The sequence below is a fragment of the Phytohabitans houttuyneae genome (genome assembly GCF_011764425.1).
GTDB classification, from domain to species: Bacteria; Actinomycetota; Actinomycetes; order Mycobacteriales; family Micromonosporaceae; genus Phytohabitans; species Phytohabitans houttuyneae.
This window is the reverse complement of the sequence record NZ_BLPF01000005.1, coordinates 178,247-203,045: the sequence shown is the minus strand read 5'-3', so window position 1 is coordinate 203,045 and position 24,799 is coordinate 178,247. Positions and strand designations below refer to the sequence as shown.

The window sequence follows — 24,799 nt, the reverse complement described above, 5'->3', positions numbered from 1 at the left end:
GCTACGCGAATACGTGGTCTGTCCGGTTCGCGAGCGCCTACGCTAAGCGGCATGGAGCAGCAGCAGCCGGATCTGGCGGCCGGCGACCGCCCGGCCGAGGGTCGGGGTCCCAGCCCTGACCAGCTCAGCCCCGCGTTCGCGCCGGGGTTGACGGCCCGGGTGGAGCTGACCGTCACCGACTCCGACACCGCGCAGGCGGTCGGCTCGGGTGACGTGCCGGTGCTGGGCACGCCGCGGGTGCTCGCGCTCGCCGAGGCGGCCACCGTCGTGGCGACGGCGCAGCGCATGCCGGCCGGCATGACCACGGTCGGTGTGCGGGTGGAGCTGGACCACAGGGCGGCCACGCCGATCGGCCGCACCGTGGTCGCACAGGCGCAGCTGGCCAAGGTCGACGGCCGCCGCCTGCTCTTCGAGGTGACGGTGACCGAGGGCTCGGTCACGGTCGCCGAGGGCCGGATCGAGCGGGTGCTCGTCGACCGGCACAAGTTCGTCGAGAAGGCGTTCGGTGACTAGCTTCGCCGAGGTCGGCGACAACGTCTTCGTGCTCCGCTACCCGGTGCTCGACGTCAACGCCACCCTGATCGTCGGCGACGGGGTGGCGCTGCTTGTCGACACGCTCGCCACACCGGCCCAGGCCGCCGAGCTGTCCGCCGCCGCCCGCCGGGTGACCCACATGCCGTGGGCGCTGGTCAACACGCATCACCACTTCGACCACACGTTCGGCAACGCGGCGCTGGCCGGCGACCCGCCGTGCGACATCTGGGCGCACGAGGAGACGGTGTCGCTGCTGCGCGCCCGACCCGAGGCGGTGCGGCGGGAGGCGTACGAAGAGGCGCTGCGGCTCGCACCCGACCTGGCCGGCGCGCTGGCCGAGGCGCCCATCCTCGCCCCCAACCGCGCCGTGCACCGGGAGTCCACCGTGGACCTGGGCGACCGCTCGGTCGTGCTCCGCCACCTTGGCCGCGGCCACACCGCCGGCGACCTCGTCGTGCACGTGCCCGACGCCGACGTGATCGTGGCCGGCGACCTCGTCGAGGAGGGCGCGCCGCCGTCGTTCGGCGACTCGTACCCCTGGAGTGGCCGGAGGCGGTGGCCGCGCTGCTGCGGCTCACCACGCCCGCGACGGTGGTCGTGCCGGGGCACGGCGCACCGGTCGGGCCTAACTTCGTGAAGGGCCAGCACGAGGAGCTTGCCGCGCTCGACTGGCTGATCCGCGACGGCCACCGCGACGGCGCGCCGGTGGCGTCGGTCGCCGCGAAGGCGCCCTTCGGCCCGGACGCCGCCCGTGCGGCGGTGCGCCGCGGCTACGCCGAGCTGTCGGGACGCGCGGAGTAACGCTCCACCAGGTGCTCGCGGCCGGGCGGCGGCTCGTAGGGCTCGGGCCAGAAGTCGGTGACCTTTGCGATCAGCCCGTCGTCGTCGAGCTCGAAGAACGTCAGCGCCTGCTGCTCCTCCCCGCCGACCACGAAGCGGGCCCAGGTCGCGGCGTGCCGCTCCTCGCCCACCGCCATGTGCACGGTGAGGTGCCAATCCCCCGGGTACTCCACATTGAACTGGACGTAGCGCTCCTTGCCGAGGATCCGCTCCCGGGACTGGGGCAGCTCGTACACCACGTCGTCGGCGAGCAACGCGGCGAAGCCGGCCCAGTCGCGCGCCTCGGCGGCCGCCCAGTACGCCATCACCGTGTCGTGTGACCTCGTCATGACACGCATGTTCGCAGCAGGGTCTGACAGAATGGCCGCGAGTGCCATGGACGACGAGGTCAGGACACCCGAGGAGTACTTCGCCGCGTTGCCCGAGCCACGCCGGGGCGAAGTGCGGGTGCTGCACGACCTGATCCGGCGCGAGGCGCCCGAGCTCGAGCCGCACATGCGGTCGGGCATGGTGGGCTACGGCAGCTACCACTACCGGTACGAGAGCGGACGCGAGGGCGACTGGTTCGTCGTGGGCCTGGCCGGCCGCCGGGCGTACGTGTCGCTTTACGTCAGCGCCTCCGACGGCGACCGGTACCTCGCCGAGACGTACCGTGACCGCCTGCCGAAGGCGGACATCGGGCGCGGCTGCGTGCGGATCAAGCGCCTCGGCGACGTCGACCTGGCGACGGTGGCCGAGCTGATCCGCGCGGCCGCCGCCACCCGTCCCGACCGCTGACCTCCCGCACCCGCGGGGGCCGCGGCGCGCGCCGGGCGGGCGGCACATCGCACCGGCGGACAGTGGCATTGACGAGCGGCTATTGCCCTGGATATCGATTCATGGTCCAATGTCGATGCCGGACGGCGCAGGGCTGACGCGCCGAGCCGGCTGCCGGGCTAGGGGCCATGTGAGAGGCGCGCGTGCGTCCGAGATCGGACGGGTGCGTCGAGTCATCCTTGCCGCCCGAATCCCGTCTGCATCTCCCCTGGAATCCGGTGCGCGCCACCACGCGACACCGGGCCTCGTACTGAAAGGGAGACCAAGTGAAACTTCTACGCAGGGCAGCGGCTGCCGCCGCCGTCGCTGTGGTGGCCGCTGGCATCATCACGGTGATCACGCCCGGCGCGGCGCAGGCGCACGGCGCCGCGATGGTGCCCGGCAGCCGGACCTTCCTGTGCTGGAAGGACGGCCTCTCGTCCACGGGCCAGATCCAACCGAACAACCCGGCCTGCCAGGCCGCGGTCGCCCAGGGCGGCGCCAACCCGCTGTACAACTGGTTCAGCGTCCTGCGCTCCGACGCGGCTGGCCGCACGACCGGCTTCGTGCCGGACGGGCAGCTGTGCAGCGGCGGCAACTCCACGTTCTCGGCGTACAACCTGGCCCGCAACGACTGGCCGCTCACGCACCTGACAGCGGGCGCGAACATCGAGTTCCGCTACAGCAACTGGGCTCACCACCCGGGGACGTTCTACTTCTACGTGACCAACAACAACTGGAGCCCGACCCGGGCGCTGAACTGGAGCGACCTCGAGTCCACTCCGTTCCTGACGGTCACCAACCCGCCCCAGCGCGGCGCGGTGGGCACCAACGACGGCCACTACTACTTCTCCGGCAACCTGCCGTCGGGTAAGAGCGGCCGCCACATCATCTACTCGCGTTGGGTCCGCTCGGACAGTGCCGAAAACTTCTTCGGCTGCTCCGACGTGACCTTCGACGGCGGCAACGGCCAGGTCACGGGCATCGGCCCCGGCCAGGGCACGCAGTCGCCCCCGCCCACCACGAGCACCCCCGGCCCGAACCCGACGACGCAGGGCCCGAACCCGGGCACCGGCGCCTGCTCGGCGACGTACCGCTCGGTCGGCTCGTGGAACGGCGGCTTCCAGGGTGAGGTCACCGTCCGCAACAGCGGCACGGCGAACATCGCCGGCTGGTCGGTCGGCCTGACGCTCGCGTCCGGCCAGAGCGTCAACAGCCTCTGGAACGGTTCGCAGTCGGGCTCGGCACCAAACCTGACGGTGCGGAACGCCGGTCACAACGGCGCGCTGAACGCGGGCGCGTCGACGACGTTCGGCTTCGTCGCGAATGGACCGAGCACGGCACCGACACTGAGTTGTTCGGCCGCCTAGCGCGGTAGCTACCACCGCCGGGCCCGGTGCCGACCTTTCGGCACCGGGCCCGGTTCGTGTGGCCCGTACGGCGCGGTTCGAAGGGCTGTGGCAGCTGGCGACGGCTACCCCGAGCAGAGCCGGGACGTCCAGTACGGTTAACCCGTCCAACGGACGGCGGAGGCACGATGCTGATACTGGGCGAGGTCCACACTGGATTTCTCCGAAACTCCACTTCGGTCTCGTCGGACCGCGCCGCCCGCGTCCTGAGCCTTGTCGACGGCGAGCGGGTGCGCCGCTCGGAGCGCCCCCTGCCGTACGCGGTCTCCCCGAGCAGCTGCGCGGCGTCGACTGCCGCCTGGCCGGTGCCTCGGGCGCGCGGCACCGCGCGATCGGCACGGTGGTCAACCAGGCCGCGATCACCGGCGGCCACGTGCTGCAGGGCCTGGCCTACGCGCAGGTGCGGAGCAGCGACGTCGACCGCCGCCTCTCCTGGCCGCACTACCTGGCGCGGGCCGGCATGATCGAGACGCTCGGCAAGGTCGACCGGCAGGACCTCGCCCTCAGCTTCCTGGCCGAGGCGAGCCCGCCGGGCATCCTCGACCTGGGCGCCATCTGCGCCGAGATCATGCACCAGGTGCAGGCCTCGCCCGAGCTTGACCAGAAGACGCCCCTGCGCACCGCGCGCACGAAGCTGCGGTGGGTCGCGCTGGCCGGCGACCAGCCCGGCCGGGTCCAGTTCACGATCGAGGAGCGCGGCCTGCGCACCCTGCGCCTGTCCCTCGACGACCGCCCGCCGGCCGCCATCGCCGAGATCTGCGCCGACATCGCGCTGCACGACTGGCTGCTAACCTCCCTCCAGTCGCTGATCGAGGCCAGCGACATCGGGGCCGTGCCGCGCGCGCTCGTGGTCCGCCGCTTCGGCCCGGCCATCGACCACCTGCTGCACCTCTGGATGCCGGCCGCCCGGATCGACCGCTCCGTCTGGGACGCGCTCGAGCGCCGGCCCGGCATGACCCGGCAGTGGATGGCCTCGGTCAACCGGATCCGCGACCAGATCGCCGCCGGCACGATGGCCATGCTGGGCCAGTCGCAGGCCGGCAGCGGCCAGTCCTGACCCGTGCGGATCCAGCACAGCTGTGCCCCGGTCCGCGTCAGCTGCGGACCGCACGCTCCCGCGGGGACCGCTCCGGCCGGCGGCGAGCTGGCGCTCGCCGACTTCCCCGGCCTCCGCTGCAAGGTCCGCGGGCCAAGCCCGACCCTCGCGGACGGTGAGGCCGCGGGAGCAACGGTCCGGACCACGGCGGACGTCGCGGTAGCCCGCAGCTGTTTGGGCTTGGATCGTGTCCGCTAGACGAACGCGTAGGTCAGGCGGTCGACAAGCTCGGCCGGCATCCGGACGCCGTCGCGCTCGGCGAGCTCCCGCAGCTGGCTGCTCACGTCCTGGTCGGGCCAGACCTGGCTGAGGATCGTGCGGACCGCGATCTCGATCGGCAGGAAGCGGGATGGCAGCACCGACATCGTCTCGTACGCGTTGAAGGGCGTGGCGGACGGGTTGAGCCTGATCACCGCGGGCAGCTGGTCCCAGTCGCCCGGGTAGTCGCCGCTCCAGGGCTGCGGCACCGCCACCGGCTCGCCCTCGTTGCGCAGCATGCCGAGCCGCAGCAGCTGCCACACCGCGGCGAGGAAGGAGCACGACCAGGTGCGGCCGCCGCGGCCCTCGTCCCACAGCTCGACATCCACGAAGATCGAGTGGCGGTTGGCCGCGTTTTGCGCCGGTGGCCGCCACTTGACCACCGCGCCCATCGCCTCCGGCGAGCCGCTCACCGGCGAGCGCTGCCCGTTGGAGAGCCAGCCCGACTCGGTCACCGGCGGGCGGGAGCCGTTGGTGTCCGGCGGCGGGTCGGGCACGATGCGCCCCTCCACCAGGCGGGCCAGCGGCACGCCGTCCGCCTTGGCGCAGCCCGACTCGCGGGCCAGGTAGTCGATCTCCAGGCCGCACTCCCGGGCGACGTCTATCACGACCGGGATCACCTCGCTGGGCGACTTGAAGCGGGTGAAGTAGTCGTCGATCAGGAAGCAGGTGCTGATCCGCGCCTTTTTGACCGGCAGGCGGTCGACGCAGCTCTGCCGCGCCGCCGCGGCCCAGGGCACGACCCGCCGGAACTGCTCGCGCAGCCGCTCCGGCCCCTGCACGAAGTCCTCCATGTACAGGTGTCCGAGCTCGATCGACAGGTGGGACAGCGGCACGCGCTTGACCCGCCGCTCCGCGGCGGCCTCGCGGAAGATGGCGTCGGCGGAGATCAGAGGGTCACCCACGCGGCTTCCTCAGTCAGCCGCTTGGCGAGCGTCTCGAACGCGTCCACGGTCTCGCGGTTGGCGATCTGCCGCGCGTACACGTCGTTGTCGGAGATCAGCTGCTCGCGCCACTGCAGGACCGGGTCGAGCGGGATCGCGCCGAGCATCGTGGTGCGGCCGACCTTGCGCTGGCTGGCCAGCTCCTGCAGGTCGCGGTTGCAGTCGCGCAGCCAGGCGATCTGGGACGAGCGGAGGCCGGCCAGCTCGTCGGAGTTGGGGTCGACCACGGCGGTGCGCACGAAGCGGATCGCGTCGGCCAGCTCGACCGCCTCGTGCCCCCGGTCCTTGCCGACCTCGATGATCCCGCGCTGGCCGTAGACAAGGCCGTTGGCCGCGATGATGTGCTGCCGGGTCCAGCGGTGGAAGACAAGCCAGCGGGCGGTCACCGAGCGCATCTCCGGCACGGCCGTCGCGGCCAGCACCATCTCCGTCGCGTACGACCGGCCGGCGCTCAGGTCGACGAGGCAGAGGTCGAACTCCTCGTCGAGGCGGCGCAGCAGCCGGATGCACCGCCGCACCTCGTCGCCCTCCAGCGAGAACTCGCTGCCACCCGCGTCGCCCGGGTAGAGCACGAGCCGGCCCGCGCCGGGCGGGCGGTGCCGCAGGCTGGGCCGGTCGGACTCGGTCCAGATGTCCACCGCGATGGGGTCGGAGGCGCGACCCTGCAGGTACGAATGGAGCCCGTTGCCCGAGCGGGTGCCGCGGGCGGCATTGTCGACGTTGAAGATCGTGCCGGCCGTGGGCGAGCCGAAGTCGAAGTCGAGGTAGCAGACGTCGCTGCCCTGCAGTGACCGCCGGTACGCCACGTTGCTGCTGGTGACGGACCGTCCGGTGCCACCTTTGTCAGAGGTCGCGAAAACGAGCACTCAGTCCGCCTCGAACACGTTTTGCCGGGCCGCCGCGAGCCGGTCCAGCTCGCGCAGCACGTCGCTGGCCAGCACGTACGCCGTGCCGGGGCGGTCGCTGAGCAGCTGGCGGGCGCGGCGCAGGCTGGCCCGCGCGTTTTGCAGGGCATGCCGCAGCGCGGGGCCGGCGTCGCCGCCACCGCCCATCAGCTCGCGGTCGAAGAGGTGGTCGGCCTCGTTGAGCAGGTCGCCCGCCAGCTCGGTGAGCTGGCTGCTGCGCAGCGGCGAACGGCCGACGAGGTTTGCCGCCGCGACCAGGCACTCGACGACACGCTCGGTGTAGTACCACGAAGGGGCGTCGTCAACGGTGGTGATCTGGTCGAACGCGGCGGCCGGCTGGTCCCACAGGTCGCGCCCGTTGCCGTCGGTGAGCCGGCGCTTGACCAGGTGGTCCCACACCAGGTCGGACTGGGCCAGCAGGCGCCCGCGCAGGTCCGGGTCGCGGACCACACCGGCGACCTGGAGTGTGCGCTTGAGCAGCAGCGGCGAGAAGTCGGACGCCTGCCAGGTCAGTCTCGGCCCGCCCCGCTCCTCGCTGCCCACCAGCTCGAACGTGAACCCGGGCGAGTGCAGCGTGAGCGAGCCGTCCTGCGCGAGCGGACGGCGGGTGACCCGACCTCGGTTGCCCAGCTCCTCCAGGACCCGGCCGACCCGGGCGAGGTCCACATCGGACCCGCGCCGGCTCTCCAGCTCCTGCACGGTCACCGCGCTCACCATGAGGCTGTAGTAGTCGTTTTCCGTCTCGTCGGTGGTGCGCCACGGGATGTCCTCCAGCGGCCACCGCACCGGGTCGAACGAGGCGATCGTCGACCAGTACTGCTGGGTGATGTCCCACCGCAGCTGCAACGCACGCGCGAGCCGCTGCTGCTCCTCGTTGAGCAGGCCGAGGATTCGGGTGCGCGCGGAGAAGAGCGCGGCGATACCGTCGAGCGCCACCACCGTGAAGTACAGGTACGGCGCGGCCTCGGCGACACCTTCGCGCTGCCGGCCGATGTCGATCCGCTTGTCTTCCAGCACGATCTCCGGCGCGTCCTTGACCGTGCCCCAGGACCAGCCGCACTCGAAGAGGCGGTTGGGGTTGTCGAGGTCGAGCACCTGCTCGGCACCGGAACCGATCGTGACCTCTCGGAGGGTCGCGCTGACCTGGCGCAGGGCCCGCCTGAGGCTGTCGACGACCTGCCGCGACGGCTGGCCGCTCTGGTTTGCCGTGCGCACCAGCGCCCGGCCGGGGCGGGAGTCGGCGTCGAACACCGAGACCGTGAAGCTGCGCAGCAGGCCGACCATCGCGGCGGTGAGGCGTGTGCTGGCGAGGGCCGCGAGCCGGTCGACCTCGGCGAGGATGTCCTCCCGGCGCAGCTCCGCCCGGAAGACCTGCAGGAAACCGACCGTGGCCAGCGTCAGCGTCACGGACATGGCGAAGGAGTCGACCACGTCGAGCGCGATCTGCGCGTCGGTCGGCTCCCTTTCCGGGTCGGAGCTGCGGAAGTAGCTGTCACCGGCGAAGATCGGCGTGCCTTCGGCGTCGGTGTACCGCTCCATGTACTCCGTCAGGATCCGGACCAGTCGCTGCGGGACCTCGACCGGGTCACCCAGCAGGCGCAGCGAGCCGGCGACGTCCTCGTCCGTCGCATTCGGCTGGTCGAGCGCGAACGACTCCACAGTGGTGGCCGGTGTCATCAGGCAGAGCAGCTGCTCGGCGTCGCTGATCGAATTGGCCCGGTCGCGGCCGCCCCACACCCACTTGGCGTCCTGTAAGGATGACCGGGCGGTCGCCCGCCACACTTCAAGAAGCTGCTGGCGAGGCTGCATCCTCATCTGTCGAGACCACCGTCCGGCGAGGCGTCACTATGTATTCCCGGCGCGGCCCACAGCAAGGATCATGGTGCCTTCGTAGCCCTCACGCAGGGGTTGTGCGGTGTGGACACGATGCAGCTGCTGCAGGTCGTGAGTCAGGTCTGTCAAGCAATTGCCGACGTCGTCGATGGTAACCGGAACCGCGGGAAAACGATACGCACCCACCTGGTACCCGATGGAGCCTTCCACGAAAGCGGCGCACCCGGCTTGAGGCATCCGACGAGCCTGCTCGTGGCCTGCTCGGTTCGGGTCACCAACCCGCCGGCTGGACCGGCGAGGCGAGTGCCGGCTTCGTGAGCAGGGCGGACGGGTTGCGCTCGATGCCCGGGTCGATCGTGTGGTCGACGAAGACGCCGTACCAGACGCAGAACACCAGCACCGTCCACACCTTGCGGGAGTGGTCGGCCTCGCCGCGGCGGTGCTCTTCCAGCAGGTTCTGCGCGTACGCGAGATCCAGCAGGTCACCGGCGCCGGAGGTGGCCAGCACGTGCCGGGCCCACTCGTACATCTCGCCGCGCAGCCACACCCGGGTCGGCGTGGGGAAGCCAAGCTTGCGCCGGTTGACGATCGGCGGCGGCACCACGCCGTCGAGCGCGCGGCGCAGCGCGTACTTGGTCGCGGTGGAGCGCGGCGGCAGCTTCAGCTCGACCGGCAGCGTGGAGGCGACCTCGAAGACCTCCTTGTCCAGGAACGGCACGCGCACCTCCAGCGAGTGCGCCATGGAGATCCGGTCGGCCTTGACCAGGATGTCGCCGCGCAGCCAGGTGTGCAGGTCGACGTACTGCATCTTGGTCACGTCGTCGAGGTCCGTGCACTCGGCGTAGATCGGTGCGGTGACGTCGGTGTACCGCACGGAGCCGTCGTTGCGGCGCAGCAGCTCGCGCTTCTCGGACTCGGCGAACATGCGGGCGTTGCCGTAGTACCGGTCCTCGATCCGCGTGGTACCCCGTTCCAGGAAGCTCTTGCCCTTGACCCCCTGCGGGATCACCCGGGAGACCGCGCGCAGCCCGCGCTGCATCGGGTCGGGCAGCCGCTGGAGCGCGTTGAGCGAGAGCGGCTCGCGGTAGATCGTGTACCCGCCGAAGAACTCGTCCGAGCCCTCGCCGGACAGCACCACGGTGACGTGCTCGGCGGCCTTCTTGGCGACGAAGTAGAGCGGCACGAGCGACGGGTCGGCGACCGGGTCGTCGAGGTGCCAGACGATCTTCGGCAGCGCGTCCATCATGTCCTGCGGGCCGATCACCGTCGGGATCGTGGTGACGCCGAGGTGGCGGGCCGAGTCCTGGGCCACCCCGATCTCGGAGTACCCCTCCACGTCGAAGCCGACCGTGAAGGTCAGGATGTTCGGGTTGAACTCGCGGGCCAGCGCGACGATCGCGGTCGAGTCGATGCCGCTGGACAGGAACGCGCCGACCGGCACGTCGGCCCGCATGTGCACGCGCACGCTGTCGCGCAGCGTCTCGCGGATGCGGTCGAACAGCTTGCGCTCGTCGTCGACCGGCGCCGGCTTGAACACCGGCCGGAACCACCGCTCCACCTCGACGCCGCCCGACGGGGTGTAGCGCAGCAGCTCGCCGGAGCCGATGCGGCTGATCCCCTCGTGCAGGGTGCCGGGCTCGGGCACGTACTGCAGGGTCAGGTAGTGGGAGAGGCTGGCCTGGTCGACCGGCGGCTGGCCGGCCAGCTGCAGCAGCGCCTTCTTCTCCGAGGCGAGGTACAGGCCGTCCGGGCCGGACATGTAGTACATCGGCTTGATGCCGAAGTAGTCGCGGGCGCCGAACGCGCGCCGCTCCTGGCGGTCCCAGATCACGAACGCGAACATGCCGCGCAGCCGGGTCAGCACCTGCTCACCCCAGTGGTGGTAGCCGGCCACCACCGCCTCGGCGTCACCCTGGGTGGCGAAGACGGCGCCGTGGTCGCGGGCCAGCTCCTCGCGCAGCTCCAGGTAGTTGTAGATCTCCCCGTTGAAGGTGAGCAGGTAGCGGCCGTCGGCGTACGACAGCGGCTCGTGGCTCGACTCCACGTCGATGATCGACAGTCGCTTGTGCGCGAAGACCGCGTCGCCGTCGACGACGTCGACGCCGGTCTCGTCCGGCCCCCGGTGGTGCAGGCACTCCAGCGCGCCCGCTATCGCGTCCCGGTGAGCGCCCGCATCGCCCCGAGTGGAGAAGAAAGCCAGAATTCCGCACATATGCGCCATTCTGACAGGGGGTAACGTCTGACGCTGGGAATCCGGGATTACGGGAGAGTCAGAAATGAACGAGAAACCGCGGACCGAGTCGCACGACCCCGAGTACCCGGAGAAGCTCCTGGAGTTCATGCGCACCGGCTGGCGCGACGACGCCGTGCCGCTGCCCGAGCGGCCACACGCGGGCCACCACGCTCGCCGCCGTGCCGCCCTCTCCGCGGCCTTCCCCGGCGAGACCCTCGTCGTGCCCACCGGCCACGAGCGGGTGCGGGCGAACGACACCAACTACACGTTCCGGCCGGGCAGCGACTTCGCGTGGCTCACCGGCGACTACGACTACGGCAGCGTGCTGGTGCTGCACCCGGGCGGCGAGGCGGTCCTGTACACCCGCACCCGCTCGCCCCGCGACAGCGACGAGTTCTTCCGCAGCCGCGAGGGCGAGCTGTGGCTCGGGCGCCGCCAGACGCTCGGCGAGAAGGCCACCGAGCTGGGCATACAGACCGCCGCGCTGTCCGACCTCTCCCCCGCCCTCGCCGGCCTGGCGCCCGGGCGCACCCGCGTGCTGCGCGGCTTCGACCAGCTGGTGGACGCGGCCGTCCAGCCGTACGACACCGAGGAGGCCGGCGCCCGCGACGCCGAGCTGGCCCGCGTGATCGCCGAGCTCAAGCTCGTCAAGGACGAGTGGGAGATCGCCCAGCTGCGCGGCGCGATCGAGGCGACGGTGCGCGGCTTCGAAGACGTCGCCCGGATCCTCCCGGCCGACCGCGGCGTCTCCGAGCGCCTCATCGAGGGCGTCTTCAACCTGCGCGCCCGCCACGACGGCAACGGCGTCGGCTACAGCTCGATCGTCGGCGCCGGCGCCCACGGCACGATCCTGCACTGGATCCGCAACCACGGCACCACGGTCCCGGGCGAGCTGCTGCTCATGGACATGGGCGTGGAGGGGCCACATCTGTACACGGCGGACGTCACCCGCACCGTCCCGGTCAACGGCACGTTCACGCCGCTGCAGCGGCAGGTCTACGACATCGTGTACGCGTCGCAGCAGGCCGGCATCGACTCGATCAAGCCGGGCGTCGGCTTCAAGGACGTGCACCAGGCCTGCATGCGCGTGCTCGCCGAGGGCCTGCACGCGCTGGGCGTGCTGCCGGTGAGCGTCGACGAGGCGATGGAGTCCGACTCGACGCTGTACCGCCGCTGGTCGCTGCACGGCTTCGGGCACATGCTCGGCACCGACGTGCACGACTGCGCGAAGGCCCGCAAGGAGAAGTACCGGGAGGGCGAGCTCGACGAGGGCTACGTGCTGACCGTCGAGCCCGGCCTCTACTTCCAGCCCGAAGACGACCTGGTACCGGCCGAGCTGCGCGGCATCGGCGTCCGCATCGAGGACGACGTGCTGGTCACCGCGGAGGGCGCGGTCATCCTCTCCACGGGACTCCCGCGCCGCTCCGACGAGGTGGAAGCCTGGCTCGCCGCCCAACGGGAGGCGGGTCCCCGCCTCCCGTAAAGGCCACCGTCAGCTCTTCACGAACACCGCGACGCTGCGGGCCGGCACCGTGAAGGTGCCGGTGGCGCTGTCGAACGACGCGGTACGCAGCACCGGGTCGGCCGACTGTCGCAGCACCGGGTGCAGGGCGAGGCGCGCGCCGCGGGCGGCCGGCACCGGCTGCCGCACCGCCTGCGGTGTGGCGTTGAAGAGCACGGTCACCGCGCCGCCGCCGAGCTGCATCGTGATCACGCCGGGCACCTCCAGCGGCCCGGACAGCGGGAACGTCAGCTTCTTCTGCACCTCGGCCGCCGTGCCGAGGGAGAACAGCGGCGACGAGGCCCGGATCCTGAGCAGCTCGGCGTACCGCGCCTCGGCCAGCCCGATCGCCGCGCAGTCCGGCACGAGCGCCGGGTCGGCGAGCAGCGGCCGGGCGTACTGCCACTTGTCCTGGTTGTCCGCGGCCGGCGGGAGCCCGGCGCCGAAGCCGTTGCCGCTGTCGCAGTCCCACCGGATCTGGTTGAACCAGTCCCCGGAGTTGTACGAGTTGCGGTCCAGCGACTTCGAGCGCAGCCGCTCCGTGCCGGCCGTGACGAAGCCGATGCCCTGGCCGAGGACGACCGTGGAAAGCGCGAGCACCTGCATGCGCGCCCGGTCGGTCGGGGTGGTCGCCTGCGGCAGCTTGTAGGCCAGCGCGTCGTACAGGATCTCGTTGTCGTGCGCGTCGACGTAGGTGACCGCCTCGCCCGGCGCCGCCGTGTAGCCGGCCGGCGAGCCGTTGTAGTCGACCTCGGCGCCGGTGACGAGCTTGCCGGACGTGTCGGTGAAGCGGTACCCGGCCAGGTTGCCGGCCAGCCCCACCTTGATCTGGTCGTGCTGGTGCAGCAGGCGGGCCCGCTGCTCGTCGGTCGAGCCGTTGACAGGGTCGCCGTTCGGGTCGGTGTAGAGCCCGGACGCGAAGCCCTGCTGCCGCGGGTTGGCGTCGAACGGCCCGCCGCCGCGCACCGCGTCCCGCAGCCGGTCGTTGAATGTGGCGATGCCGGTACCGGCCATGTTCGCCTGGGTCGCCTGCACGAAGCGGGCGCCGCCGGCCACCTCGCCGAAGTCCCAGCCCTCGCCGTAGAGCAGGATCGCCTTGCCGTCCACCCCGTCGCGCCGCGGTGTGAGGCCGTCGAGCGCCTTGCGCACCGCCAGCAGGTTGGCCTTGGGGTGGTGGCCCATCAGGTCGAAGCGGAAGCCGTCCACCTTGTACTGCCGGGCCCAGGTGACCACCGAGTCGACCACGAGCTTGCCCATCATCGCGTGCTCGGGCGCGGTGTTGCTGCAGCAGGTGGAGTTGGCGACCGCGCCGTCCGCCAGCAGCCGGTGGTAGTAGCCGGGCACGATCTGGTCCAGCACCGAGCGGTCGTCCACACCGGACGCCGAGGTGTGGTTGTAGACGACGTCCATCACCACGCGCAGCCCGCTGCCGTTGAGCGCGGCCACCATCTGCCTGAACTCACGGGTCCGCGAGTCGGGATCCACGGCGTACCCACCCTCGGGCACCGTGTAGTGCAGCGGGTCGTAGCCCCAGTTGTAGCCGTCCCGCTCGGCCACCTCGGCGATGCACGCCTGCTGCTTGTCCGAGTCCGGCGGCAGCGCGGCGAGGTCGCACGGCGGCGTGGCCTGGTCGGCGCGGCGCTCGGGGATCGTGGCGAAGTCGAAGGCGGGCAGCAGGTGCACGTGGGTCACGCCGGCGTCCCCGAGCTTCCTCAGGTGCGCCGCGCCCGCCCCGTCACCGGTGAAGGCGGCGTACGTGCCGCGCTGCGGAGCCGGCACGGTCGCGTCGGCGATGGAGAAGTCGCGGACCGACAGCTCGGTGATCTGCGTACGCGTCGCGGGCACCGCCGCCGGCTTGCGCAGCCGGTCCCAGCCCGGAGGGCTGAGCGCCGGGTCAGCGAGGTCGGCGACGAGGCTGTGCGTCGAGTCAGCGGCGAGCGCGAGCGAGTACGGGTCGGTGACCGACGCCGTGACCACCCGCTGGACGGCCGGCTGCCACGCCTCGACCCGGTACTTGTAGTACTTGCCCTTCCACGGGCCGGTGGCCGACCACACGCCGGTCCTGCCGTCGCGGCGCATCGGCGTGACCTGCGGGCTGCCGGAGGGGGCGTCGTAGAGCTCCAGGGCCACCGAGCGGGCGGTCGGCGCCCACACGGAGAGCGTGGCCCGGTCGCCCTTGACGGTCGGGCCGAGCGTCGCCTTTGTCGCCCGGCCGGCGTAGAGGTCGTCGAGCACGCCCGGCACCTGCACGCCGGTCGCGGCCAGCAGCTTGCCCTCGTGGTCCCGCTCGGTCACCACGACCTGCCCGCGCAGCGCCTCGGCCACCCTGCTCTGGTCCTTTTTGGACAGGCTCAGCACGGTGTACTGCCACAGGTGCGGGAACCTGCCGCGCTGCTTCTCGGTCAGCCCGTTGCGGGTGGCGGCGAGCGGGATCGTCTCGTGGGAACCGGCCAGCTCACCATCCACGATGGACAGGCCGCCGGCCGGTGCGAGGGCGAGCTCGTAGCGCTTGCCGTCGGTCGAGGGGATCTGCCAGGCGACGCTGCCCCGGTCGATCCAGTGCGCGCGGGACTTCGACAGGTCCTTGTCGCCGCCGGCCGTCACCGGCACCGGCAGCAGCCGCTGTGGAGTGGCGGCGAGCAGCCACGCCTCCCGCCCGGCCGTGCCGAAGTCGAGGCGCTGGTCGTCCGGCAAGTCCTTCGCGTCTCCCTTGTGGACGATGTAGCTGAGGCCTGAGGCCCCGGCGGCGAGCGGCACGCGGAACGTCACACCGAACGCGTCCCGCGACGCCGGTGGCAGCGGGCTGGCCCAGTCGGTGGGGCTGGCGGCGCCGTCCCACACGTGCAGGCCCCAGCCGTCATAAGGGTCTCCGGCCGTAAGGCATAGGTCGGAAAGGCAGTCTCCGGCCGGCCGGCGGTAGTGGAGGATCGCCACGCCCTCCTCCACGGGCGGCTTGTCGTGGCTCGTCGCCACGGCCGGGTCACCCTGCCGCACCCACACCTCGCCGTGCTTGGTCACGTCGACGAAGCGGTCGGCGTCGACATCCTTCACGCCGGCGGAGTTGACCACGATGAAGCCGACGCTCTTCGCGCCCGGCTTGAGCTTGACCCAGGCGAAGCGCCCGTACTCGTCCTCGCCGGCGAACGGCTGCCCGGCCGGCCACTGGGTCTCCCACGCGGAGTCGATGTCGCCCCACGTGTAGAGGCCCCAGTCGCCGTAGTCGTCCTCCGCGCGGTCGTAGTGCACGACGAGCCAGTCCCGGCTGCCGCCCTGAGGGGGTGTCGCCACGCTCGCCCGGGACCGCACCGACGCCGTCCTCCCCTCGCTGTCGCGGACCACCGCCCGATACTCCAGCGCGGCGCCGGCGGGCAGTCCGGCCAGGTCGTGCGTGACCCGGTACGGCGCCCGCCGGGCCGTGCCCAGCTCCGTCCACCGTCCATCGTCCACCCGCGCCTCGAACGTGACAGTGGCCAGCGGGTCGCCGGTGACCTCGGCCACCACCTCGGCCTGGCCGGCGACGGGGCCGGTGGACGAGGTGAGCGCGACCGTGGGGGCGGCGCCGGGCGGGACCGGCGCGGCAGCGCGGAAGACAGTGGAGGAGAGCGGGGGCACCGTGATCGTGAGGCGTCCGCCGCCGGTCGCGCTCCCCTGCCCGTACACCTTCGTGAAAGAGCTGGACCACGTGTCGACGGTGATCGTCCGCGCGGAGGTGGCGTTGTTGACGGCCGCGATGTATTCAACTCGCTCGCGCGGGTCGATGCGGGAGAAGGCGAAGACGCCGGCGCCGTCGTCGGCGTGGCGGGTGACCTGGACCCCGTCGCGCAGTGCGCGGTGGTCGCGGCGCAGCTTGGCCAGGTCGGCGATGGCCCGGTAGATCGGGTGGCCGGTGTCGAACTGGTCGGTGGCGTGGGTGCGGTCCGTGCCGAGCAGGTCGTCGTCGAGGTAGTCGGGCGTGGTCGAGGCGAACATGTCCTGCCGCGCGTCCTTGTCCCCGCCCGGCCCCGTGAAGCCCTGCTCGTCGCCGGAGTAGATCACCGGCTGGCCGCGGGTGAGGAACATCAGCTCGTGCGCGAGCACGTCCCGCCGCAGGTGGGTGGCCGGGTCGGTGCCGCCGGCCGCGACGAACGACCCGATCCGCCCCATGTCGTGGTTTCCGAGGAACGTGGGCAGCCGGGTCGCGCCGGTTTCGCGGGCGGTGTAGAGGTCGTCGGCCGCGTACAGGTCGGCGAGCGTCCGCGCCGAGGCACCCTGCGCCGCGTAGCCGCGGGCCGCCTCCTGGAACGGGAAGTCGAGCGTGGCCGGCAGCCCACCCTGGCGCACGTAGGAGGAGGTGAACGCCGGGTCGGCGCTGTAGACCTCGCCGAACATGAAGAAGTCCGGCTTGGCGACCCGCTCGATCCCGCTGGTGAACCGCGGCCAGAAGTCCATGTTGACGTGCTTGGTGGTGTCGATGCGGAAGCCGTCCACGCCCATCGACCTGACCCAGTCGGCGTAGATCTTCGTCATCCCCTCCACCACCTCGGGCCGCTCGGTCCAGAGGTCGTCGAGGCCGAAGAAGTCGCCGTACTCGCTGTTTTCGCCGGAGAAGGTCGAGTCGCCGCGGTTGTGGTACATGGTCGGATCGTTCAGCCACGCCGGCACCTTGACCCGCTCGTCGGCCTTCGTGGGAAAGACCGGCGTGTAGGGGAAGCTCTTGGCCGCGTCGACGGCGGGGAAGGCGCGCGTGCCGTCGGCGTAGTTGCGGTCCTCGAAGGGGCGCCCCTGCGCGTCACGGTACGGCTCGGTGGCCTTGTCGACGTAGCCGTACTCGCCTTCGGCGTACCGGATCACGTCGGCGGTGTGGTTGGTGATGATGTCCAGGTAGACCTTGATGCCACGCGAATGTGCCTTGGCGATGAGCTCACGCAGGTCGGCCTTCGTGCCGAAGTGCGGGTCGAGCTCGGTGAAATCGGTGATCCAGTACCCGTGGTAGCCGGCGCTGTCGCCCTGCACGGGCCGGTTCTTGAAGACCGGCGCCATCCAGATGGCCGTGGTGCCCAGCCCCTGGATGTAGTCCAGCTTGTCGATCACGCCCCGCAGGTCACCGCCGTGGTAGAACCCCTTGTCGCCCGGGTCGTACCCGGTGGCGAGCCGATCGCCCGCCAGCCCGCCGCGGTCGTTGCGCCGGTCACCGTTCGCGAAGCGGTCGGGCAGCATGAAGTAGAACTGCTCGGCCTTCGCGGTGATCTCGTGCTTGGCTGGTGGCGGTGCCTTTTCCGCGGCGGCGCTCGCCGGTGCGGTGCTGATGAGGAGTGTGGACACGGCAGCGACGGACAGCAGGACGGAGCGTTTCATCGACGGCCTTCCTGGGGTTCCGGGGTGTCCGCACGCTAGCCCTTGCAGAAAGATTCTGCAAGATGTTGCAGGAGGGGTCGGATGGTCGAGTTGGTGCTGCCCGTCGCCGGGGACGTGGCGGCGGCCGCGGGACGGATCGCGCCGTACGTGCGGCGCACGCCCGTCTTCCCCACCGTCGTGGACGGCAGGCCGGTGACGTTCAAGCTGGAGCACCTGCAGCTCACGGGCTCGTTCAAGGTGCGCGGCGCGCTCAACGCGCTGCTGTCGGCGGGCCACGCCGCGCCGGTCGTGACCGCCTCCGGCGGAAACCACGGCATCGGCGTATCGACGGCCGCGGCGCAGCTCGGCGTCCGCGCCACCATCTACGTGCCACAGACGGTGCCGCCGGACAAGGCCGCGCGCATCGCCGCCACCGGCGCCGAGGTGGTCCGCCACGGCAGCCGGTACGCCGAGGCGGAGGCGGCCGCGCGGGCACACGCCGAGCGTGCGGGCCTGCGCTACCTGCCGGCGTACGACGACCCCGACGTGGTGGCCGGCCAGGGCACGATCGCGCTGGAGATCGCCACCCAGGCCCCCGAGTGCGACACCGTGGCGGTAGCGGTCGGCGGTGGCGGCCTCATCTCCGGCGTAGCGCTCGCCTCCCCGCCCGGCACCGCCGTGGTCGGCGTCGAGCCGGAAAACTGCGCCTGCCTGCACGCCGCGATCGCCGCCGGCGAGCCGGTCGACAGCCCGGTCGACTCGATCGCCGCGTCCGCGCTCGGCGCCACCCGGCTGGGCCGCATCCCGTTCGCCATCCTCCGCGACGCGAACTTGCATCTGGCGCTGGTCGAGGACAAGGCGATCGTCGCGGCGCGGGATCGGTTGTGGGAGGAGTTCCGGCTCGCGGTCGAGCCCGCGGCGGCGGCACCGTTCGCGGCGTGGCTGGCCGGGACGATGCCGGGTGACCATCCTTGTTTGATCCTGTGTGGAGCGAACGCGCCGTGGACGGCGGCTTGAGGTACTGAGCTGTCCGCGGTGGTCCGGGTCCGGCTTGGGGCCCGGCCCGGGGCATCAGGTTGGCGGCGGCTGCAATCGGGGGCGAGCTTGCGGATACGGGCGCCGGGTCGTCCGGGGTCGGTTTTTGGGCTGCCGCGGTGTCCGTGGTGATCCGGACCGTTGCTCCCGCGGCCTCGCCCTTCGTTGTTGGTTGCGCTCAGCCCACGAAGACCCTGGGGCCTCCGGCCCCAGACCCCGGGCCGCCTCGGAGATGGGGAAGGGCTTGGCGGTGGGGTGCGCTGCCGCCTAGCGTGCTGGCGGCTCTTCCCTCGATCGAAGTGAGGCAGCGCGACTTTGCTGTGAGCTGCCGCTGTGCACGCGGTTGCCGCCTCACCCTCCGCTGTCGCCCAGCTCGACCCAGGAGCCCGCTCCGGCAGATCTCGGCAAGTTAGCGTCGAAATAGCGCGCTAACCCACCAAGATTTCGAAGCTCACACCGCCTGCACCTGATCCACAGTCACCGACCGCGACGATCGTGCCGAACTGCGGGCGCACCCGGGGGAGGGCTTGGCTCGGAAGCAGGGTAAGCTGGGTCACGGCAACAAGACGGACGTACGGTTTCTAAGGGTTGCCTCACCACGGCGGTGGGCATCCCTGTGCGAAAGACTGGCAGTGACGACACGGCAGGAGGGAGCACGACGTGGCGAGTCTCGACAGTTTCGGTGCCAAGAGCCGGCTCGACGTCGGTGACGCGAGCTACGAGATCTTCACGGTCGACAAGGTTGAGGGGCACGAACGCCTGCCGTACAGCTTGAAGATCCTGCTCGAAAACCTCCTCCGTACCGAGGACGGCGCGAACATCACCGCCGACCACATCCGCGCACTCGGCGGCTGGGACTCCACCGCGGAGCCGAGCGTGGAGATCCAGTTCACGCCCGCCCGGGTGCTGATGCAGGACTTCACGGGCGTGCCGTGCGTCGTCGACCTCGCCACCATGCGCGAGGCCGTGCGCGACCTCGGCGGCGACCCCACCAAGGTCAACCCGCTGGCGCCGGCGGAGTTGGTCATCGACCACTCGGTGATCGCGGACCTGTTCGGGCGCCAGGACGCGTTCGCGCGCAACGTGGAGCTGGAGTACCAGCGCAACCGCGAGCGCTACCAGTTCCTGCGGTGGGGGCAGACGGCGTTCAACGAGTTCAAGGTCGTGCCGCCGGGCACGGGCATCGTGCACCAGGTCAACATCGAGTACCTGGCGCGCACCGTCATGGAGCGCAACGGCCAGGCGTACCCGGACACGGTCGTCGGCACCGACTCGCACACCACGATGGTCAACGGCCTCGGCGTGCTCGGCTGGGGCGTGGGCGGCATCGAGGCCGAGGCGGCCATGCTCGGCCAGCCCGTCAGCATGCTCATCCCCCGCGTTGTCGGCTTCAAGCTGCACGGCGAGGCGCCTCCCGGCACCACCGCGACCGACCTGGTCCTCACGATCACCGAGATGCTGCGCAAGCACGGCGTGGTCGGCAAGTTCGTGGAGTTCTACGGGCCTGGCGTGGCCGCGGTGCCGCTGGCCAACCGGGCGACGATCGGCAACATGTCGCCGGAGTACGGGTCGACCGTCGCGATCTTCCCGATCGACGCGGAGACCATCCGCTACCTGCGGCTGACCGGCCGCACCGAGCAGCAGGTGGCGCTCGTCGAGGCGTACGCGAAGCGGCAGGGCATGTGGCACGACCCCGACGCCGAGCCGGACTACTCGGAGCGGCTGGAGCTCGACCTCGCCACGATCGAGCCCTCGCTCGCCGGCCCCAAGCGCCCGCAGGACCGGGTGCCGCTGGGCAGCGCGAAGACGCTGTTCCGGGGCGCGCTGAAGAGCTACGTGCAGGAAAACGGCTCGGCCGACGAGGCGTCCGAGGAGTCGTTCCCGGCGAGCGACCCGCCCGCGGTGGGCCACGCCGACGACCCCAACGACCAGCCGCGCGACCTCGTGTCGGCCGCGGCCGGCGCCAACGGGCGCGCCTCCAACCCGGTGCGGGTGACCGGTGACGACGGCGCGGAGTTCGAGCTCGACCACGGTGCCGTGGTGATCGCCGCGATCACCTCGTGCACCAACACGTCCAACCCGCAGGTCATGATCGGCGCCGCGCTGCTCGCCCGCAACGCGGTGGACAAGGGACTCAACCGCAAGCCGTGGGTGAAGACCACGCTCGCGCCCGGTTCCAAGGTGGTCATGGACTACTACGAGCGGGCCGGCCTCACGCCGTACCTGGAGAAGCTCGGCTTCCACCTCGTCGGCTACGGCTGCACCACCTGCATCGGAAACTCCGGCCCGCTGCCCGAGGCGATCTCGGCGGCGGTCAACGAGGCCGACCTCAGCGTGGTGTCGGTGCTCTCCGGCAACCGCAACTTCGAGGGGCGCATCAACCCCGACGTGAAGATGAACTACCTCGCGTCCCCGCCGCTCGTCGTCGCGTACGCGCTGGCCGGCACGATGGACATCGACCTGGCCAACGAGCCGCTCGGCACCGGGTCGGACGGGCAGCCGGTGTTCCTCAACGACATCTGGCCCAGCCCCACCGAGATCGAAGACGTGATCGCCAAATCGATCGCGAGCGAGATGTTCACCCGCGACTACGCGGACGTCTTCGCCGGCGACGAGCGGTGGCAGTCGCTGCCCACGCCGACCGGTGACACGTTCTCGTGGTCGGGCGACTCGACGTACGTGCGCAAGCCCCCGTACTTCGAGGGCATGGCGCCCGATCCGGCCCCCGTGACCGACATCGCGGGCGCGCGCGTGCTGGCCCGCCTCGGCGACTCGGTGACCACCGACCACATCTCGCCCGCCGGCTCCATCAAGCCGGACTCGCCCGCCGGCAAGTACCTGGCGGAGCACGGCGTGCAGCGGCACGAGTTCAACTCGTACGGCTCGCGCCGCGGCAACCACGAGGTGATGATCCGCGGCACGTTCGCCAACATCCGGCTGCGCAACCAGCTCGTGCCCGGCGTCGAGGGTGGCTTCACGGTCAACCACCTCACCGGCGAGCAGAGCACGATCTACGACGCCTCGGTCGCGTACCAGGAGGCCGGCGTACCGCTGGTGATCCTGGCCGGCAAGGAGTACGGCTCGGGCTCGTCGCGCGACTGGGCGGCCAAGGGCACGATGCTCCTCGGCGTGCGCGCGGTCATCGCCGAGTCGTACGAGCGGATCCACCGCTCCAACCTCATCGGCATGGGCGTGCTCCCGCTGCAGTACCCGGCCGGCGAGACCGCCGAGACGCTGGGGCTGGAGGGCACGGAGACCTTCACGATCACCGGCGTGGAGCAGCTCAACGAGGGCACCACGCCGCGCACGGTCAAGGTGACCACGGACGCGGGCGTGGAGTTCGACGCGGTCGTGCGGATCGACACGCCGGGCGAGGCCGACTACTACCGGCACGGCGGCATCCTCCAGTACGTACTTCGGAAGATGCTCTCCGCCTGACACGAGACCGGAAAGGGCCCGACCGCGCCGGCGGTCGGGCCCTCTCTCGTAGGCTCATGGTCATGGAAGACACCACGATCCTGTCCGAGATCCACAAGCTGGTCGAGGAGGAGCACCGGCTCCGCTCCCAGGTGCAGAAGGGCGAGCTCTCGTCCGACGACGAGCGGGGGCGGCTGCGCGCGGTCGAGGAGTCGCTCGACCAGTGCTGGGACCTGCTGCGCCAGCGCCGTGCCGCGCGCGAGGCGGGCCAGGACCCCGAGGGCGCGCAGGCCCGCCCGAAGTCCGAAGTGGAGGGTTACCTCCAGTAGCCGCGCCCGGGCCGGAGGATCCATTCCAAGCGATTTGAGCTACCGCGACGCCCGCGGTGGTCCAGACCGTTGCTCCCGCGGCCTCACCCTCCGCGGTCGCGGACCTCAACCCTCCGGCCCGAAGGCGCCCGCGCCCGAAGGAGCTGGATCGCCTAGGCGTATCGGGCGACGCCGGCCGCGGACAGCACCGTCGCCACCGCGGGGATGATGCCCTCCGCCGTGCGCGTGGGGCGGAAGCGGGACTCCATCCACCCGCGGCCGCGGTGCAGCCACACGCTCGGCAGGCCCATCGCGGCTGCGCCGCCGATGTCGGCCTCGGGGCTGTCGCCGACGACCCACGCGCCCTGCAGGCGCATGCGCACGCGCTGGGCGGCCATCGCGAAGATGCGGGGGTTGGGTTTGCTCACGCCGGCGTCCTCGGAGATGACCCAGTCGGCCACGTAGCGGTCGAGGCCGGTGCGCCGGATCTTGATGTCCTGCTGGCGGACCGTCCCGTTTGTCACCACGACGGGCACCCAGCCCGAGTCGTCGGCGATCCGCAGCGCGCAGGCGACGAGCGGGTCGAGCGTGAGGCGCTCCACGAGGCCCTCGGTGAGCTCGTCGACAAGGTCGATCGAGGAGACGCGCAACCGGTACCGGTCGCGGATCGCGTCGGCCACGTCCCAGCGGTCGGTCAAACCGTCGGCGTCGATGGACAGCAACCACTGCAGGTCTTCCGCGGGAGCGCCGATCTCCGCCAGAAAGTCCTGTGCCCACGCGCGAAACGTCCCTGCCCGATCGAGCAGGGTGTTGTCGAGATCGAGGAGCAGGAGGGGCACTCGCGCACTGTATGTGATCGGGCGCACCCCAGAACAGCCCCGATTCGTAAACAACCTAGCCACTCAGCACGGCACGATCGGCGCCCAGGTCGGTGCGGTGCTCGGCGAGCATCTGGTGCGCCGCGCGGACCCGGGCGAGCTCGGCCGCGTCGAGGGTCGCCACGACGACCGCCTCGCCGTCGTCGGCGCCGCGGGCCAGCGGCCGCCCTTCCGGGTCGTAGACGGCGGCGCCACCGTTGAAGCACCAGGGATCCACGCCGCCGACCGGGTTGGCGAAGGCCACGTACATCGTGTTGTCCAGCGCCCGCGCCGCGTAGTACACGTCGCGCCGGTGGGCCGAACCCCGCACGTACGCGCTCGGGCACAGGTAGCCGTCCGCCCCGGCCACCGCGGCTGCGCGCGCGTGCTCGGGAAAGCAGCCGTCATAGCAGACGCCGAGCCCCAGCCGCCATCCGTCGATGTCGAGCGTCGTGCCACGGGTACCAGGGATGAAAAGGTCTTTTTCCTCGGGCCCGCACAAATGTTGCTTGTCGTAGGCCGCGGCGACGCGGCCACGCCGATCCACCACGAGCGCCGCGCAGGTGCGGCGGCCGTCCGGGCGGCGGACCGCGGCGCCGACCACGATGGCGGCCGCGCGGTCGGCGGCGGCCGCGCGGATGGGGTCGAGGCGCGCGTCGGCCACCCACCCGCCGCGGTCGGCCGCGACGTCCGTGGTGGCCGGGCTCGCGCGCAGCGCCGGCGGGTCGTAAGCCGGCAGAAAAAGCTCCGGGAGTACCACGACAGTGGCCCCCTGGTCGGCGGCGATCCGTGCCCAGCGGGCCGCGCGTGCCGCGTTGCCCGCCACGTCGCCGGGGGTCGCCTCGGCCTGCACCGCGGCCACTGTCAGCGGGCGCATGCCACCAAGCCGTACGTACGGATTGCCGGGCAACCGCTCACCGTGACACGATCGGTCACGTGCCCAGAGTGAGTCAGGACCAGCTCGACGCGCGGCGGCAGGAGATCCTCGCCGCCGCTCGCGCCTGTTTCGCTCGGCACGGATACGAGGGTGCCACGGTCCGCCGCCTCGAGGAAGAGACCGGCCTTTCGCGCGGCGCGATCTTCCACCACTTCCGCGACAAGGACTCGCTCTTCCTCGCGGTGGCCGAGGACGACGCGGCCGCGATGGTCGAGACCGTCGCGCGCAACGGGCTCGTGCAGGTGATGCGCGACCTGCTGGCGCGCGCCGACTCCACCGAGACGGCCGGGTGGCTGGGCAGCCAGCTGGAGGTGTCGCGGCGGCTGCGCACGGATCCCGCGTTCGCGAAGCGGTGGGCGCAGCGCTCGCAGGCCATCACCGACGCCACCCACGAGCGCCTGCACCGCCAGCGCGAGGCCGGCGTGCTCCGCGACGACGTGCCGCTCGACCTGCTGACCCAGTTTCTCGAGCTGGCCTATGACGGGCTGGTCCTCCACCTCGCCACCGGTCGCCCGCCGGGCGACCTCGGCCGGGTGCTCGATCTTGTCGAAGAGGCCGTTCGGAAGGCGTGACACCTTGGTCCA

General features: G+C 71.5%; 17 protein-coding genes and 1 pseudogene. 10 read left to right on the top strand and 8 right to left on the bottom strand.

The features are described from left to right. Positions 1-51 precede the first annotated feature (51 nt). Together Phou_RS49630 and Phou_RS49625 are read left to right on the top strand one after the other, a co-directional pair. Positions 52-513: a thioesterase family protein gene (locus tag Phou_RS49630; RefSeq protein ID WP_173071873.1), complete on the top strand. Its 462-nt coding sequence runs from the start codon at positions 52-54 to the stop codon at positions 511-513. After that, a pseudogene (locus Phou_RS49625) lies at positions 506-1,335 on the top strand (MBL fold metallo-hydrolase). The gene Phou_RS49630 and the pseudogene Phou_RS49625 overlap by 8 nt, the downstream one beginning before the upstream one ends. On the opposite strand, the gene Phou_RS49620 reads toward Phou_RS49625, so the two are convergent. After that, positions 1,305-1,703 (bottom strand): nuclear transport factor 2 family protein, encoded by a 399-nt coding sequence (locus Phou_RS49620; protein ID WP_173071872.1) that lies wholly within the window; start codon positions 1,701-1,703, stop codon positions 1,305-1,307. The pseudogene Phou_RS49625 and the gene Phou_RS49620 sit on opposite strands and share 31 nt — an antisense overlap. Before the next feature lie 31 nt (positions 1,704-1,734). Here Phou_RS49620 and Phou_RS49615 point away from each other — a divergent pair, with 31 nt between their 5' ends. The 3 genes from Phou_RS49615 (at position 1,735) to Phou_RS49605 (ending at position 4,635) form a co-directional block, all read left to right on the top strand. Next, positions 1,735-2,151: a DUF1801 domain-containing protein gene (locus Phou_RS49615; protein WP_218579672.1), complete on the top strand. Its 417-nt coding sequence runs from the start codon at positions 1,735-1,737 to the stop codon at positions 2,149-2,151. 305 nt (positions 2,152-2,456) lie between these two features. Further along, positions 2,457-3,539, top strand: a complete 1,083-nt coding sequence (locus Phou_RS49610; protein ID WP_246274867.1) for a lytic polysaccharide monooxygenase auxiliary activity family 9 protein — start codon at positions 2,457-2,459, stop codon at positions 3,537-3,539. A 58-nt stretch (positions 3,540-3,597) separates the two neighbouring features. After that, positions 3,598-4,635, top strand: a complete 1,038-nt coding sequence (locus Phou_RS49605; RefSeq protein ID WP_246274866.1) for an SCO2521 family protein — start codon at positions 3,598-3,600, stop codon at positions 4,633-4,635. A gap of 233 nt (positions 4,636-4,868) precedes the next feature. Here the strand turns inward: Phou_RS49605 and Phou_RS49600 are convergent, their stop codons facing one another. The 4 genes from Phou_RS49600 to asnB all read right to left on the bottom strand — a co-directional run bounded on the left by Phou_RS49600 (position 4,869) and on the right by asnB (position 10,826). Continuing rightward, positions 4,869-5,837, bottom strand: a complete 969-nt coding sequence (locus Phou_RS49600) for an SCO2522 family protein (protein WP_246274865.1) — start codon at positions 5,835-5,837, stop codon at positions 4,869-4,871. Beyond that, positions 5,822-6,742 (bottom strand): SCO2523 family variant P-loop protein, encoded by a 921-nt coding sequence (locus Phou_RS49595; RefSeq protein WP_173071868.1) that lies wholly within the window; start codon positions 6,740-6,742, stop codon positions 5,822-5,824. Before Phou_RS49595 ends, Phou_RS49600 begins: the two co-directional genes overlap by 16 nt. Next, complete coding sequence (locus Phou_RS49590) at positions 6,743-8,596, bottom strand: SCO2524 family protein (RefSeq protein ID WP_173071866.1); 1,854 nt, start codon at positions 8,594-8,596, stop codon at positions 6,743-6,745. 289 nt (positions 8,597-8,885) lie between these two features. Continuing rightward, entirely contained in the window at positions 8,886-10,826 is a 1,941-nt protein-coding gene (gene asnB, locus Phou_RS49585) for an asparagine synthase (glutamine-hydrolyzing) (RefSeq protein WP_173071864.1), read from the bottom strand. A gap of 64 nt (positions 10,827-10,890) precedes the next feature. Between asnB and Phou_RS49580 the strand changes: the two genes are divergently transcribed. Beyond that, positions 10,891-12,330, top strand: coding sequence for an aminopeptidase P family protein (locus tag Phou_RS49580; protein ID WP_173071862.1), 1,440 nt, complete (start codon positions 10,891-10,893; stop codon positions 12,328-12,330). Between the two features lie 9 nt (positions 12,331-12,339). On the opposite strand, the gene pulA is transcribed toward Phou_RS49580, so the two are convergent. Next, positions 12,340-17,682: a pullulanase-type alpha-1,6-glucosidase gene (pulA, locus tag Phou_RS49575; RefSeq protein WP_173071859.1), complete on the bottom strand. Its 5,343-nt coding sequence runs from the start codon at positions 17,680-17,682 to the stop codon at positions 12,340-12,342. Between the two features lie 81 nt (positions 17,683-17,763). On the opposite strand from pulA, the gene Phou_RS49570 reads away from it, so the two are divergent. The 3 genes from Phou_RS49570 to Phou_RS49560 all read left to right on the top strand — a co-directional run bounded on the left by Phou_RS49570 (position 17,764) and on the right by Phou_RS49560 (position 22,442). Next, positions 17,764-18,678: a serine/threonine dehydratase gene (locus tag Phou_RS49570; RefSeq protein WP_173071857.1), complete on the top strand. Its 915-nt coding sequence runs from the start codon at positions 17,764-17,766 to the stop codon at positions 18,676-18,678. A gap of 678 nt (positions 18,679-19,356) precedes the next feature. Continuing rightward, the gene (acnA, locus tag Phou_RS49565; RefSeq protein ID WP_173071856.1) at positions 19,357-22,134 is read left to right on the top strand and encodes an aconitate hydratase AcnA; all 2,778 of its coding nucleotides are present in this window, start codon (positions 19,357-19,359) and stop codon (positions 22,132-22,134) included. 62 nt (positions 22,135-22,196) lie between these two features. Next, a complete protein-coding gene (locus tag Phou_RS49560) occupies positions 22,197-22,442 on the top strand; it encodes a DUF2630 family protein (protein WP_173071854.1) in 246 nt (81 codons plus the stop codon). Between the two features lie 152 nt (positions 22,443-22,594). On the opposite strand, the gene Phou_RS49555 is transcribed toward Phou_RS49560, so the two are convergent. Continuing rightward, entirely contained in the window at positions 22,595-23,260 is a 666-nt protein-coding gene (locus Phou_RS49555) for an HAD family hydrolase (RefSeq protein ID WP_173071852.1), read from the bottom strand. Positions 23,261-23,315: 55 nt separating this feature from the next. After that, complete coding sequence (locus Phou_RS49550) at positions 23,316-24,155, bottom strand: carbon-nitrogen hydrolase family protein (protein ID WP_173071850.1); 840 nt, start codon at positions 24,153-24,155, stop codon at positions 23,316-23,318. 59 nt (positions 24,156-24,214) lie between these two features. Between Phou_RS49550 and Phou_RS49545 the strand changes: the two genes are divergently transcribed. Beyond that, positions 24,215-24,787, top strand: a complete 573-nt coding sequence (locus Phou_RS49545; RefSeq protein ID WP_173071848.1) for a TetR/AcrR family transcriptional regulator — start codon at positions 24,215-24,217, stop codon at positions 24,785-24,787. Positions 24,788-24,799 lie beyond the last annotated feature (12 nt).

Excerpts from the sequence above, each read along its gene's own strand:
- Phou_RS49570 (WP_173071857.1), top strand. The coding sequence starts at position 17,764 with ATGGTCGAGTTGGTGCTGCCCGTCGCCGGGGACGTGGCGGCGGCCGCG.
- Phou_RS49620 (WP_173071872.1), bottom strand. The coding sequence starts at position 1,703 with ATGACGAGGTCACACGACACGGTGATGGCGTACTGGGCGGCCGCCGAG.
- Phou_RS49630 (WP_173071873.1), top strand. The coding sequence starts at position 52 with ATGGAGCAGCAGCAGCCGGATCTGGCGGCCGGCGACCGCCCGGCCGAG.
- Phou_RS49560 (WP_173071854.1), top strand. The coding sequence starts at position 22,197 with ATGGAAGACACCACGATCCTGTCCGAGATCCACAAGCTGGTCGAGGAG.
- Phou_RS49550 (WP_173071850.1), bottom strand. The coding sequence starts at position 24,155 with ATGCGCCCGCTGACAGTGGCCGCGGTGCAGGCCGAGGCGACCCCCGGC.
- asnB (WP_173071864.1), bottom strand. The coding sequence starts at position 10,826 with ATGTGCGGAATTCTGGCTTTCTTCTCCACTCGGGGCGATGCGGGCGCT.
- pulA (WP_173071859.1), bottom strand. The coding sequence starts at position 17,682 with ATGAAACGCTCCGTCCTGCTGTCCGTCGCTGCCGTGTCCACACTCCTC.
- Phou_RS49615 (WP_218579672.1), top strand. The coding sequence starts at position 1,735 with ATGGCCGCGAGTGCCATGGACGACGAGGTCAGGACACCCGAGGAGTAC.
- Phou_RS49590 (WP_173071866.1), bottom strand. The coding sequence starts at position 8,596 with ATGAGGATGCAGCCTCGCCAGCAGCTTCTTGAAGTGTGGCGGGCGACC.
- Phou_RS49580 (WP_173071862.1), top strand. The coding sequence starts at position 10,891 with ATGAACGAGAAACCGCGGACCGAGTCGCACGACCCCGAGTACCCGGAG.